Raw genomic sequence first — 12,128 nt, forward strand, 5'->3', positions numbered from 1 at the left:
CATATTTCACTCACAGTCAGCAGCCGTTTACGACAAGACCCTTGGGAAACACGGACTCTCGACGGATTCGCTGTGCACCAGTACCGTCACAAACCCCCCGTGCGGCGTCTATCCACTTGGCGCGCCATCCGCATCATGGACGACCATAGGGATGCGGAAAGCAAGAAAGACCGCTGTGAGAGGAGGCGTCCATGGGATCGGTACGCAAGGCAAGTGCCTGGCTTGGCCTCGTCGACGACAACGAAGACGAGCGTTACTACGACGACGACTACTCCGACGGGACCGAGCCCGGGGAGCCCTGGGTCACCGATCCGCGTGTCAAGGTGGCCTCGGACGTCGCCGAGGAGAAGGGCCGCCGCATCGGCACGGTGACACCGGACAGCTTCCGGGACGCCCGCGCCATCGGCGAGCTGTTCCGCGAGGGCGTACCGGTCATCATGAACCTCACGGCCATGGACGCCGCCGACGCCAAGCGCGTGGTCGACTTCGCGGCCGGGCTGATCTTCGGCCTGCGCGGTTCGATCGAGCGGGTGTCGACCCGCGTGTTCCTGCTGACCCCCGCCAACACGGAGATCGTCAACGGCGACCCGGCCGGACGCCGCACGGACGGCTTCTTCAACCAGAGCTGAGGCAGGGCCGCTCACCGGCCCTGCCCCCGCGCAGGGTTCACCGGAAGGCGTCGAGTCCGGTGAGCGCCTTGCCCAGCACGAGCTGGTGCATCTCGACGGTGCCCTCGTAGGTGAGCACCGACTCGAGGTTGGTCGCGTGCCGCATCACGGGATATTCGAGCGAGATCCCGTTGGCCCCGAGAATGGTGCGGGCCGTGCGGCAGATCTCGATCGCCTCTCGTACGTTGTTGAGCTTGCCGAAGCTGACCTGCTCGGGACGCAGGCGGCCGGCGTCCATACGCCGCCCCAGATGATGGGCGAGCAGAATTCCCTTGTGCAGTTCGACCGCCATGTCGGCGAGTTTGGCCTGGGTGAGCTGGAAGCCGCCGATGGGCCGCCCGAACTGCTCCCGCGACTTCGCGTAGCCGACCGCGGCCTCGAAACAACTGCGGGCCGCGCCCATGGCGCCCCAGACGATGCCGTACCGGGCGTGCGAGAGACAGCTGAGCGGCCCGCGCAGGCCGGTGACCTCCGGCAGTACGGCTTCGGCGGGCAGCCGTACGTCGTCGAGGACGAGTTCACTGGTGACGGAGGCCCTGAGGGACCACTTGTGCTTGATCTCGGGGGCGGAGAAACCGGCGCTGTCCGTCGGCACGGCGAACCCGCGGATCCCGTCCTCGGTCTGCGCCCACACGACGGCGACGCCGGCGACCGACCCGTTGGTGATCCACATCTTGCGGCCGTTGAGGACCCAGTCGGTGCCGTCGCGCTTGGCGTACGTCCGCATGGCGGCCGGATCGGATCCGTGGTCGGGCTCGGTCAGCCCGAAGCAACCGATGACCTCGCCGGAGGCCATCCGGGGCAGCCACTGCTGCTTCTGCGCTTCGCTGCCGAAGCGGTGGATGGCGTACATGGCGAGGGAGCCCTGCACGGAGACGAGGGACCGGATCCCGGAGTCGGCGGCCTCCAGCTCCAGACAGGCGAGCCCGTACTGCACGGCGGACGCCCCGGCGCACCCGTACCCCTCCAGCGACATCCCGAGGGCACCGATGCTCCCCAGCTCCCGGGCCAGCTCCCGGATCCCCGGCAGCTCCCCCTGCTCGTACCACTCGGCGACATACGGCAGCACCCGGTCCGCGGCCCAGGCCCGCACGGTGTCCCTGATCCCGAGATCCTCCGGCTCCAGGAGGTCGTCGAGACCGAGGGGGTCGGCTGGGTCGAAGGGAGGAAGCTTGGACGACTCGGACATGCGGACACCCTCCGAAACTCTTTAACTAGCAGCGCTAACCAAGACGCTACGGTGTTCGCCCACCCACGCACCACCCGTAGCTGCCAACCGGAAGGTCGCCCACCCCTCATCGGCAGATACGGGTGGCGCGTAGGTGGGCGAAAAGGCGTCACACCGAGACGCGCGACTCCGCGGCGTCCCTGGGCGCGGGCAACTCCACCGCGCCGGCGCCGTCACACTGCATGGCCCGCGGCAACCGCAACGCCATCACCGCGCCGAGCAGCAACAACCCCGCACTCACCAGCAACGTCACATGCAGCCCGTGCACGAACGCGTCCCGCGCGGCATGACGCAGAGCGATCCCGGCGACCCCGCCGAGCTGCGCGGCGACCTCGTACGCCTCCCCGAGCGAATGCCCCGCAGCAGAGGACGCCGGCTCCGGCACACCCGGCACGTCCGACAGTCCGGGCGCGTACGCCGCGTTCATCACCGTGCCGAGCAGGGCGATCCCGATCCCCGCCCCCAGCTGGTACGACGTCTCCCCGATCGCCGCCGCCCCACCGGCCTGCTCCTGTGGCGCCTCGCTCAGCATCGACTCGTACGCCCCGAACAGCGTCGTCTCCAGCCCGAAGCCGAGCAGTACGAACCCGGTCAGCATCAGCGCGCAGTCGTCCGTCCGGCCCAGCGCCGTCAGCAGCACCACCGCGAACGCCGTCAGCAAGAATCCGGAGCACACCATCCGCCGCGGCCCGAACCGCCGCAGCATCCTCGCTCCGGCCAGCCCGGCCGCCATCGCCGCGAACGTCAGCGGCAGCAGCCGCAGCCCCGTCTCCAGCGGCGACAGCCCGAGGACGAGCTGGAGGTACTGCGCGGCGATCAGTTCGAGACCGACCAGCGCGAGCATCGCCAGCACGATGCACCCGACGGACGTGCTGAACGCCGGCCGCGCGAACATCTTGAGGTCGACCAGCGGCTGCGCCCGCCGCCGCTGCCGCCGTACGAAGGCGACCAGCAGCGCCGCGCCCACGACCAGCGGCAGCACGGTGAGCAGGCTCCCCACCGACTCCCCGCCGCCGAGCCGCTTGACGCCCAGCACCACACCGAACAGCCCGATGGCCGCCATCAGCGCGCCGACCACGTCCCAGGGCCCTTCGCCGTCACCCTTCGACTCGGGCAGCAGCAGTCGCCCCACCGGGAGGCTGACCAGCATCAACGGGATGTTGACGAGGAACACCGAGCCCCACCAGAAGTGCTCCAGCAGGAAGCCGCCGAGCAGCGGCCCGACCGCCGCGCCCACCGCGGCCACAGCGCTCCAGATGCCGATCGCGAGCGCCCGCTCGCGCCGGTCCGGGAAGACCTGCCGCAGGATCGACAGGGTCGCCGGCATGATCATCGCGCCGCCCACGCCGAGCAGCGCCCGCGCCAGGATCAGTACCTGGGCGTTGTCCGCCAGGGCCGCGAGGCCGGAGGCGACGCCGAACAGCGCGTACCCGAGGAGCAGGACCCTTCTGCGGCCGACGCGGTCGCCCAGCGTGCCGAACAGGATGAGCAGCGAGGCGCAGACCAGCGGGTAGATGTCGACGATCCAGAGCAGCTCTATCCCGCCGGGCTTCAGGTCCTCGGTGACGGCGGGGACCGCCACGTGCAGCACGGTGGCGTCGACGGCGACCAGCAGCAGGCTGACGCAGAGGACGACGAGAACCACCCAGCGGTTGGCACCGGCCCCGGCCGCCCGACGGCGCAGTGCGGCGGCCGTGGTCGTCCCGGACATGTACGTACCTCCCAGATGTTCCCTCGCGATCGGCGGGCTCACGGGGTGGGGGACGCCCCCGCGACTCGGCCGGAGAGGAGCGGTGGTCTCCGGCCCGCGCAAACGAACAGCGAGTGACACGTCAGAGTACGCGAGTCCGCGCGGGAGCCGAGTGGCGGACCTCTCACACGTCCGGCGGAAAGGTGTGGCGTACGCCACTCCCCCCACCGTCGTCCACGCCCCGGGCGGCCGGCCGGTTCCGGCCCGGGTCGATAATCGGGCCCGTGACCGATCTTGAGACGCGCGCGGCCCCGTCCCGCGCCGGGGCGCTGCGCCGGGCGGCCCCGGCGCTCCTCGGGTACGCGGCCGTCCGCGGCCTGGGCCTCATCACCCTGGCCCTGTGGAGCGCGGCGCGCGACAAGAGCGCGTACACGCTGCTGACCGCTCGCTGGGACGCGCTCTGGTACACCAGGGTCGCCGAACTCGGCTACGGCTACGAGGTGCGCCTGGCGAACGGGGACGTGCACTCTAACCTCGCGTTCTTCCCGCTGCTGCCCTGGCTGGAGCGGCTGGTGGCGGCGGTGTCCCCGCTGTCGTACGCGGACGGCGGCTTCCTCGTCAGCCTGGTCGCCTCCGTCGCCGCGGCGTGGGGGATCTTCGCGGTCGCGGACCACGTGTACGGGCGCCGGGCCGGGGTGTGCGCGGTGCTGCTGTGGGCCGTGCTCCCGGTCGGGATCGTGCAGTCGATGGCGTACAGCGAATCGCTGTTCACGGCACTCGCCGCGTGGTCGCTGTACGCGGTTCTGACCGGCCGCTGGGTGACCGCGGGCACGCTGGCCCTGCTGGCGGGGCTGACCCGTCCGGTCGGGGTGGCCGTGGTGGCCGCCGTGTGGGTGGCGGGCATCGCCGCCTTCGCACGGGAACGGCGTGCCGGTCCTTCCGCACAGGAGCGGGGCGACACCGACGGCGCCGGCCCGCGCACCCGCCGCGCCCTCGGCATGCTGCTGGCCCCCCTGGGTACCGCCGGATACGTGCTGTGGGTCGGCCACCGCACCGGCAAGGGCCCGCTCGGCTATCTCGACGTGCAGGCGGGCTGGCGCAACGGGTTCGACGGGGGGTACGCCTTCGCCCGGTTCGTCGCCGAAAAGTTCACGTCGTTTCCCTCGGCCCTGGCCGGTGCCGGGCTGATCGCCGGGGTCGCGTCAGTCGTATGGCTGTATGTGGTCGGCGTACGTCAGCGCCAGCCGCTCCCGCTGCTGGTCTACACCGGAGTGGTGACCGCGCTCGCCCTGTGCGCGTCGAGCTACTTCGGCTCGAAGCCGCGCCTGCTGATGCCCGCCTTCCCGCTGCTGCTGCCCCTCGCCCTGGCCCTGGCCCGACCGCATCTGCGCAGGTCAGCGCTGGTCCTCGGACCGGTGGCGGTCGCCTCGGCGGTGTACGGGGCGTTCTGGCTGAACGGCTCCGGTCCGCCCTGACCCGCTGTGAGCGCCGGGAGAATTGCGCACGATGCCCCGGTGAACGAATTCAAAAGCGCAATAAAACCCCCATCCGGAATGATCAAAGGAATTGAAGGCCGCAGCGCGCGGCGATTAGGGATTCGCTGGAAATAAACCTCCTCCTGAGAGGAATCCCACATCACATCGTCATCACAAAGCCGTTGATTCGCCAGGGATCCGAGCTCACTCGCTGTAACGTCGATTGGGTGCGTACCGAACCGAAGCTCACCCGTCTGGACCGGGTGTTCGCCCGGCTGGACCGTGAGCCGGAACGACCGGCCCACCTCGATGTGCCGAAGATGAGCAGGCACCGCATCGTGCTCCTCGCGGCGACCCTGGCCTTCTACGGCGCGATCGTGTGGGCCGTGATCATCACGTCCTGGCTCGTCCGGCTCGACTGGCAGGTCATGTTCTTCCGGCCGTACCAGCAGTGGTCGGAGATCCACTGGTTCGTCGACTACTACGTGGTGCTCGGCCAGCGCGGTCCGACCGCGGTGATGGTCGCGGCCTGGCTGGGCTGGCGCTCCTGGCGGCAGCACACCCTGCGTCCGCTGCTCGCCCTCGGCGTCTCGCTGCTCCTGCTGAACATCACGGTCGGCGCCGCCAAGTACGGCATGGGCCGGCTGGGACCGCACTACGCGACCGTGATCGGCTCGAACGAGATGTGGCGCGGCGGCGATATATTTCCGAGCGGTCACACCGCCAACGCCGTGGTGACCTGGGGAATCCTGGCCTATATGGCCTCCACCCCGAGAGCGCGCCGCTGGCTGTCCGCCGTGTCCGCGGTGACCTCGCTCGGCGTCGGGATGGCCACCGTCTACCTCGGTACGCACTGGCTGAGCGATGTGCTCCTGGGCTGGGTCGCGGGGCTGCTGATCCTGCTCGCCCTGCCGTGGTTCGAGCCGCTGATCGCCCGTTCCGAGGCCAGGATCTTCGACCTGCGCGACCGCGTGCGGGCCCGCCGGAGCGGTACGGCGTCGGCCGCCGTCCCGGTCAGCGCGCCGCACGTGGTGGTCACGCCGCTGCCCGGCGACCGGGACGACGTCGCGGCCGGCGCGCCCCGGGCCCCGGTCTACCTGGCGCCGGGACCGCACACGGCCCGCTCGGAGCGCACGCCGATCACCCCCACGGGCAGCCGCCGCCCGCCGCACGGGGAGCGGCACCCCCGCGGCTCGGCCTCCTCGGCCCGCCCCCTGACGGGCGGCTGACCAGGACGGACGGCGGGACCGGTGCGCACACCCGTCCCGGCACGGCGAAGGCCCCGGTTCCGGAGCGGAACCGGGGCCTTCGCGATGTCTCAGCCCTTCCAGGCCCGCGCCACCCGGCCGCCCTTCACCTCGAAGTTCAGCCGGCCCACGCGGTACTCCATCGTGATGATCGCCCCCGGCGGCAGCGCGCGCACCGTCGACCAGCCGCGCTCACGCGCGAGGTGTTCGGCCCGGCCGGCCTCCAGGCCGACATAGGTGTCCGGGGTGTCGTCGGGTTCCGCGGAAGGTGTCGGAATCGGTGCCATGCCGCCACGCTATGCCGTGCCCGGCGACCATGGAAGTCCGGGCCGGTAACCCCTGTCCCCGTCCCTCCCCTGTCACGCTTCTGTCACAAGATCACGACAGCTGTTTCGGGCGCTGTCCGTCACACGGACGAGCGGTTTCGTAGGCCTTCCGCAGGTATTCGATCGCAATTTCCGCGTGTCACATGAGCCCATGGAAAAGCCCGGCGGAAAGTTCCGGGAGAAGTGACCTCGGGGCCCCATTCCATTCCGGCGCCGCACCGGGCCGGCTCAGCCGCCGCCGCACAGGAAATGCACGGCTTCGCCGCACAGAGGCCGGTACGCCCCCTGTCGGTGCGCTCGGTGACGCGAGCATCATGGCGTGAGCTCGCGGGTACATGCGGCGCGGGCTTCGGCGGGCCCGGGACGCGATGAGCGAAGGGGCGAGCGAGCGATGGGGACGCAGACCGTACAGGCGACGGCGCCGCCCGTGCCGAGGAAGAAGCACGGGCGGGTGGTGGTCGACTGGCTGACCACGACGGACCACAAGAAGATCGGTCACCTCTACCTGATCACGTCCTTCGTGTTCTTCCTGATCGCGGGAGTGATGGCGCTGCTGATGCGCGCCGAGCTGGCCCGTCCCGGACTCCAGATCATCACCAACGAGCAGTTCAACCAGGCCTTCACGCTGCACGGCACGATCATGCTGCTGCTGTTCGCGACGCCGACCTTCGCGGGTTTCGCGAACGAGCTGATGCCGTTGCAGATCGGCGCGCCCGACGTCGCCTTCCCGCGGCTGAACATGCTCTCGTACTGGCTGTTCCTGTTCGGCGGCCTGATCGTGCTCGGCTCGCTGCTGGTGCCCTCCGGGCCGGCGGACTTCGGCTGGACCGCCTACGCCCCGCTCAACAGCGCGGAGCGCACGCCGGGGGTCGGGGCCGATCTGTGGATCATGGGCCTGGCGCTGTCCGGCTTCGGCACGATCCTCGGCGCGGTCAACTTCGTCACCACCATCATCGGGATGCGCGCGCCCGGCATGACGATGTTCCGGATGCCGATCTTCGTCTGGAACACGCTGTTCACGTCGATCATGATCCTGATGGCCTTCCCGGTGCTGGCGGCGGCGCTGCTGGTGCTGGAGGCGGACCGGCGGTTCGGCTCGCAGGTGTTCAACGCGGCCAACGGTGGGGCGATCCTGTGGCAGCACCTGTTCTGGTTCTTCGGGCATCCCGAGGTGTACATCATCGCGCTGCCGTTCTTCGGGATCATCACGGAGATCATCCCGGTCTTCAGCCGCAAGCCGCTGTTCGGCTATCTGACGCTGGTCGGTGCGACGATGGCGATCACCGGGCTGTCGATGGTCGTGTGGGCGCACCACATGTTCGCGACGGGCGCGGTGCTGCTGCCGTTCTTCTCCTTCATGAGCTTCCTGATCGCCGTGCCGACGGGTGTGAAGTTCTTCAACTGGGCCGGCACCATGCTCAAGGGCTCGCTGTCCTTCGAGACACCGATGCTGTGGGCGACGGGCTTCCTGGTGACGTTCCTGTTCGGCGGGCTGACCGGGGTGATCCTGGCGTCGCCGCCGATGGACTTCCATGTGACGGACACGTACTTCGTGGTGGCGCACTTCCACTACGTCGTCTTCGGCACCGTCGTCTTCGCGATCTTCGCCGGCTTCTTCTTCTGGTGGCCGAAGTTCACCGGGAAGATGCTCGACGAGCGGCTCGGCAAGATCCAGTTCTGGACGCTCTTCACCGGCTTCCACACCACGTTCCTGGTGCAGCACTGGCTGGGCGCCGAGGGCATGCCCCGCCGGTACGCGGACTATCTCGCGGCGGACGGGTTCACGGCGCTCAACACCGTGTCGACGATCGGCGCGTTCCTGCTCGGCATGTCGACGCTGCCGTTCCTCTACAACGTGTGGAAGACCGCCAAGTACGGCGAGAAGGTCGAGGTCGACGACCCCTGGGGCTACGGCCGTTCCCTGGAGTGGGCGACCTCCTGCCCGCCGCCCCGGCACAACTTCACGACGCTGCCCCGGATCCGGTCGGAGTCGCCGGCGTTCGACCTGCACCACCCCCAGTACGCGGCGGTGACTGCCCAGCCCGAGCCAAAGCCCCATCAAGCCGGTCGCGAGTCCTCCTGATCGCCTCGATCAGCCCGTCGGGTTCGAGCACCTCGAACTCGAAGCCCAGCATCATCACATGGATCACCATCACGTCGAGGCTCCCGGCGCCGCAGCGCAGCAGGCAGCTGTCCGGGCCCTCCTCCTCCAGCACCCCGGCGCTGGGCGAGATCTGCGCGGCGGCCTCCTCCAGGGGCACCAGGAGCCGCACGACGGCGTGGGTGGCGTACACGCGGGTGGAGACACCCTGGGAGACGTAGGCGGCGAGGTCCTCGGCGGGCGCCTCGCGCGGCTCGAAGCGCGGGCCGTGCGGCGGCCTGGGCGTGATGCGGTCCACGCGGAACGTGCGCCAGTCCTCCCGGTCGAGGTCCCACGCGACCAGGTACCAGCGGCGCTCGGTGCACACCAGGCGGTGCGGTTCGACACTGCGGCGGCTGGTGGTGCCGTCGTGGCCGCGGTACTCGAAGCGCAGGCGCTCGGCGTCCCGGCAGAGGTGGGCGAGCTCGGTCAGTACGGCCGGGTCGACGGCGTCGGGCAGGGGGCCGCGCAGCATCGGCACGGTGAAGGCGTTGAGGGCGCCCACGCGGCGCCGCAGCCGGTTCGGCAGGACCTGTTCCAGTTTGGCGAGGGCCCGTACCGAGGTCTCGCCGATGCCCTCGATGCCCTGCCCGGCCGCCGTGCGCAGCCCGATCGCCACGGCGACGGCCTCGTCGTCGTCCAGCAGCAGCGGCGGCAGTTCGGCGCCCGCCCCGAGCTGGTAGCCGCCGCCCGTGCCGGGGCTGGCGTTGACCGGGTAGCCGAGTTCGCGCAGCCGGTCCACGTCCCGGCGCAGGGTGCGGGCGCTGACGCCGAGCCGCTGCGCCAGGTCGGGGCCGGACCACTCGCGGTGGGCCTGGAGCAGGGACAGCAGGCGCAGCAGGCGTGCCGAGGTCTCCAACATGGGGGCGAGTCTGCCAGCCCTTGCGGACAGCCACTGTCCTCAAGGCGCGTAGGCGAGCTGGGGGACGTCGAAGCAGGTGCGGTTCATGTCCCCCTGGGTGACCCAGCCCTCCCCGTCCTGCCAGCGGGCCACCGACAGGCAGGTCCGGCTGGTCCTCGGCGGCTCGGGGCGCCGCTCGAACTCGACGGGCAGGAGCAGTCCGCCCGCGGTGTACCCCTCGCCGCGGTTCATGTAGGCGTCGACGCACGCGCGCGTGATGCCCGTCCTCGCGCAGGACTCGGCGGCGTCCGTGAACCACCGCGCGGCCGCCCAGCCCTCAAGCTGCCACTGCGAATGCGTCGTCAGTCCCTTCGTCGCCTCGCGGAACTCCCGTACGGCCGGGTGGCCGGTGTCGTCGAAGTTGCGGCTGGAGCCGGTCGCCCAGAGGGCGTTGCGGCAGCGCGGGGCGTCCTTGTAGGCGTCGGCGACGGTGGACGTCCAGTTCTGCACGTTGGTCACCTTGGCGGTGACGTCGGCGCCGGCCTCGTCCATGGCCCGGCACAGCCGGGCGTTGCCGTGGCTGTCGATGGCGTCGAAGACGAGGTCGGCGCCCTGTTCCTTCAGGTCGGCCGCGACGGCGCGGAAGTTGGGCAGGGCGAAGTCGACCTGCTCGGTGACGACCTTGTAGCCCTCGGCGCGCAGGCCCCGTTCGACCAGCCGGGCGTAGGCGGCGGAGGCGGACTGGTTGTAGGAGACGACGGCGGCGGTCCGGGCGCCGTGCTCGCGCTTGAAGTAGCGGTAGACCTCGGTGCCGCCGTACAGCTTGCCGTCCCAGCCGGTGGTGCCGTCGCGCGGCGCGCGGCTGCCGTAGATGCCGTAGAGGTGCGGGTAGGTGTCGTAGGCGCTGCCGATGGGCTGGCCGCCGATGTCGGGCACGCGCGCGCGTGAGACGCGGGAGGCGCCCGCGTAGTCGAAGGCGGTGGTGGCGACCAGGGCGACCACCTCGTCCTCCTCGACCAGCCGGTGCACGCACTCGTTGTTGCCGACGCCGCTGCCGCCGTCGTCGCACAGGCGCACCTCCACGCGGCGGCCGTCGATTCCCCCGCGCGCGTTGAGCCGGTCGAACCACGCCTTGGCGCCGTCGCGCGGGCCGGTGAAGGCGGCGCCGCCGACCGGGCTGGTGGCGCTGGCGATGATGCCGACCCTCAGGGGCGCGGTGTCGCGGGGCGCGGAGGTGCGGTCGTCGTGCTCGAAGTCGCTCTCCGGGAGCCGGCTGCCGCAGGCCGCGCTCAGGGCGAGCAGCAGCACCGCGGCGAGGGCCTCAACAGCCCGGGACCGGCGACGCATTGCCGCTCAGTTGCACCAGTGCGCACAGCGCCTTGGCGGACACCTTCCAGGTGCCGTCCTGCTCGACGGCCGTACCGGAGGCGTCCGGCAGGGCGGTGGCGCCCTTCAGGGTGAGCGTGTACGTCACGTCGGCCTCGGTGGCCGAGGTGAACTCGATCCTGGTGACCTTCGCCTGGACCTGGCCGCCGCGCTCGTCGCCGCTGAAGGCCTCAAGGACGGGGCCCATCCGGTCGCCGTTCTCCAGGACGGCCTGCTTGTCCTGGGTCGAGGTCTTCGGGTCGAAGAACTTCTGCCAGTTCTGCCTGATCTCCGCCTCGGCCGCGGCCCGGTCCGCCGGCGCGCTGGCCGGTGCGCTCGCGGTCCGGTCCACGGTCGGCTGGGGCGGCGTGGCCTCGCTGCCGCCGCCGTCGTCGTCGGTGCATGCCGCGAGGGCCGGGGCGAGGGCCAGTACCAGGGCGGCCGTGATCGCCGTACCCCGTCCCGCGGCTCGTGGGCCCCGTGTCGCGTTCCCCCGCCTGAGGTCGCTGCCGAGAACCATCTGGCTCACCACCGGGTGTCGGTCCGGGCCATGTGCGCCCGGTGCTTTCAGGGTCAGCTTCCAAGGGGCATAGTGCAAGCGATCGGCGGACTTGAACAGGCAGCAGGCGCGTGCCCGGACAACCGACGTGTGGGAGCCAGCGATGCGGACAAGCCGACTGCGGACCGTGCGTCCCGTCCTCTGGGCCGGCTGGGCGGCGCTGGCCGCCGGCGCGGTGCTGTGCGTCGTCGGCTGGTACGGCGTCTCCGGGGAGCGCTTCGCCGAACGGCAGCTTCCCTACCTCGCCTCCTGCACGGTCCCCGGCGCGGCCCTGATCATCGCGGGGGCGGTGCTGCTGGCCCACGGCCGGAGCTCGATCGCCGCCGCGCGCGTGGAGGAGCTGTACGGCCTGCTGGTGGCGGCCGAGCCGGCCGATGCGGACCAGACCGGACAGGCCGTACTCGCACCCCTCGCGGTCAGCGGCGAGCTGCTGATGGTGCCGGGCGGCACGCTGTGGCACCGCGCGGACTGCCCGCTGGTCGCGGGGAAGGCGGAGGCGGTTCCGGTGGACTCCAAGCTGGTGGCGAGCGGCGAGCTGGGCCCGTGCCCGATCTGCGAGCCCGCCGAAGAGACCGACTGAGCCCGGCCG

Annotated in this window: 10 protein-coding genes and 1 pseudogene; 5 read left to right on the forward strand and 6 right to left on the reverse strand. The window is 70.9% G+C overall.

Going from position 1 to position 12,128, the window contains the following annotated elements:
• The first annotated feature begins 191 nt into the window (after positions 1-191).
• Positions 192-629 (forward strand): cell division protein SepF, encoded by a 438-nt coding sequence (locus CP976_RS09870; RefSeq protein ID WP_150479999.1) that lies wholly within the window; start codon positions 192-194, stop codon positions 627-629.
• A gap of 37 nt (positions 630-666) precedes the next feature.
• Here CP976_RS09870 and CP976_RS09875 read toward each other — a convergent pair whose 3' ends face one another.
• Positions 667-1,857: an acyl-CoA dehydrogenase family protein gene (locus tag CP976_RS09875; protein ID WP_150480000.1), complete on the reverse strand. Its 1,191-nt coding sequence runs from the start codon at positions 1,855-1,857 to the stop codon at positions 667-669.
• Positions 1,858-2,005: 148 nt separating this feature from the next.
• Positions 2,006-3,607 carry an MFS transporter gene (locus CP976_RS09880; RefSeq protein WP_150480001.1) on the reverse strand — a complete coding sequence of 534 codons (1,602 nt, stop codon included), beginning with the start codon at positions 3,605-3,607 and terminating at the stop codon, positions 2,006-2,008.
• 263 nt (positions 3,608-3,870) lie between these two features.
• Here CP976_RS09880 and CP976_RS09885 point away from each other — a divergent pair, with 263 nt between their 5' ends.
• Positions 3,871-5,061: a glycosyltransferase family protein gene (locus CP976_RS09885; protein ID WP_150480002.1), complete on the forward strand. Its 1,191-nt coding sequence runs from the start codon at positions 3,871-3,873 to the stop codon at positions 5,059-5,061.
• Between the two features lie 227 nt (positions 5,062-5,288).
• Complete coding sequence (locus CP976_RS09890) at positions 5,289-6,290, forward strand: phosphatase PAP2 family protein (protein ID WP_150480003.1); 1,002 nt, start codon at positions 5,289-5,291, stop codon at positions 6,288-6,290.
• 89 nt (positions 6,291-6,379) lie between these two features.
• Here the strand turns inward: CP976_RS09890 and CP976_RS09895 are convergent, their stop codons facing one another.
• A complete protein-coding gene (locus CP976_RS09895; protein WP_150480004.1) occupies positions 6,380-6,595 on the reverse strand; it encodes an I78 family peptidase inhibitor in 216 nt (71 codons plus the stop codon).
• A gap of 430 nt (positions 6,596-7,025) precedes the next feature.
• Here CP976_RS09895 and ctaD point away from each other — a divergent pair.
• A pseudogene (gene ctaD / locus CP976_RS09900) lies at positions 7,026-8,597 on the forward strand (aa3-type cytochrome oxidase subunit I); the annotation flags it as partial.
• Here ctaD and CP976_RS09905 read toward each other — a convergent pair.
• From CP976_RS09905 to CP976_RS09915, 3 genes are read right to left on the reverse strand one after another with little or no spacing between them, the layout of a single operon-like run.
• Entirely contained in the window at positions 8,596-9,636 is a 1,041-nt protein-coding gene (locus tag CP976_RS09905) for a helix-turn-helix transcriptional regulator (protein ID WP_150480005.1), read from the reverse strand. The pseudogene ctaD and the gene CP976_RS09905 overlap by 2 nt on opposite strands.
• Before the next feature lie 39 nt (positions 9,637-9,675).
• Positions 9,676-10,962, reverse strand: coding sequence for an ABC transporter substrate-binding protein (locus CP976_RS09910; RefSeq protein ID WP_150480006.1), 1,287 nt, complete (start codon positions 10,960-10,962; stop codon positions 9,676-9,678).
• On the reverse strand, positions 10,937-11,500 hold the full coding sequence (locus tag CP976_RS09915; RefSeq protein WP_150480007.1) for an MTB12 C-terminal domain-containing protein: 564 nt from the start codon (positions 11,498-11,500) through the stop codon (positions 10,937-10,939). Before CP976_RS09915 ends, CP976_RS09910 begins: the two co-directional genes overlap by 26 nt.
• A 142-nt stretch (positions 11,501-11,642) precedes the next feature.
• On the opposite strand from CP976_RS09915, the gene CP976_RS09920 reads away from it, so the two are divergent.
• On the forward strand, positions 11,643-12,119 hold the full coding sequence (locus tag CP976_RS09920) for a hypothetical protein (RefSeq protein WP_150480008.1): 477 nt from the start codon (positions 11,643-11,645) through the stop codon (positions 12,117-12,119).
• Positions 12,120-12,128 lie beyond the last annotated feature (9 nt).

The organism is Streptomyces coeruleorubidus, from assembly GCF_008705135.1.
Taxonomy (GTDB): Bacteria; Actinomycetota; Actinomycetes; order Streptomycetales; family Streptomycetaceae; genus Streptomyces; species Streptomyces coeruleofuscus.

Excerpts from the sequence above, each read along its gene's own strand:
- CP976_RS09870 (WP_150479999.1), top strand. The coding sequence starts at position 192 with ATGGGATCGGTACGCAAGGCAAGTGCCTGGCTTGGCCTCGTCGACGAC.
- CP976_RS09910 (WP_150480006.1), bottom strand. The coding sequence starts at position 10,962 with ATGCGTCGCCGGTCCCGGGCTGTTGAGGCCCTCGCCGCGGTGCTGCTG.
- CP976_RS09905 (WP_150480005.1), bottom strand. The coding sequence starts at position 9,636 with ATGTTGGAGACCTCGGCACGCCTGCTGCGCCTGCTGTCCCTGCTCCAG.
- CP976_RS09875 (WP_150480000.1), bottom strand. The coding sequence starts at position 1,857 with ATGTCCGAGTCGTCCAAGCTTCCTCCCTTCGACCCAGCCGACCCCCTC.
- CP976_RS09915 (WP_150480007.1), bottom strand. The coding sequence starts at position 11,500 with ATGGTTCTCGGCAGCGACCTCAGGCGGGGGAACGCGACACGGGGCCCA.
- CP976_RS09880 (WP_150480001.1), bottom strand. The coding sequence starts at position 3,607 with ATGTCCGGGACGACCACGGCCGCCGCACTGCGCCGTCGGGCGGCCGGG.
- CP976_RS09895 (WP_150480004.1), bottom strand. The coding sequence starts at position 6,595 with ATGGCACCGATTCCGACACCTTCCGCGGAACCCGACGACACCCCGGAC.
- CP976_RS09920 (WP_150480008.1), top strand. The coding sequence starts at position 11,643 with ATGCGGACAAGCCGACTGCGGACCGTGCGTCCCGTCCTCTGGGCCGGC.